Source organism: Bradyrhizobium sp. 132, from assembly GCF_023074185.1.
Taxonomy (GTDB): domain Bacteria; phylum Pseudomonadota; class Alphaproteobacteria; order Rhizobiales; family Xanthobacteraceae; genus Bradyrhizobium.
In genome coordinates, this window is sequence record NZ_JADPKY010000149.1 from 1 (window position 1) to 596 (window position 596).

A 596-nucleotide genomic window follows, 5' to 3' on the forward strand; every position below is an offset into this window, starting at 1 on the left:
CCGGCCCAAGGAAGAGGGGCGTATCGCGATCGTCACGAACGCGGGCCGGGCGGCGGTGGACGCCGATCACATCGGCGCGAATGGTTTCGCAGGGCGGAGAGCCGTGAGCGAAGGCGTCGCGCGCACGACCGGTGTGATCGGCGTACGGCCAAATCGTGTCGTCCTGGCGCCCGGGGTCTGTGCGCCAAGTCTTGCGGTGATGTGTGCTGTCCGACCGGACCGCGCGCATCAGCCATCCGCAGGGCGACGGGGGCAATAGTGCATCGCTCCCCGGGGAGAGCACGACATAAGCCGTTCCAACCATTGCGCAGGGAAGGCCGGGATGCTCCGGTTGCCCTGTTTCCCGCTGTGCAATGTAGCGCAATCTGCTCCTGGCATAGCGGATCAATAGGAGCCAGCCGGCTCCCGGTCTTCCCTGCACCCTCTTTCAATTGAGGGTGAAGCGACGAAGCAAAGCTCGGGCGAAACACGCCGCGAGGATGCGAGCCCATGTCAGGCATTCAACAACGATCTCGTGCCCCGGACGCAGCGCAGCGCCTCTTGGCGGTGCGCTGCAGAGCCGGGGCCCATGCAGCAGCGAGTGCGCGGCCTTCTGG

1 protein-coding gene is annotated in these 596 nt (G+C 66.3%); it reads left to right on the forward strand.

Annotated features, from left to right (window positions below):
* Nucleotides 1-259: hypothetical protein (locus IVA74_RS32290; RefSeq protein ID WP_247351034.1), on the forward strand; the 259-nt coding region annotated here is incomplete at its 5' end.
* Nucleotides 260-596: the final 337 nt, after the last annotated feature.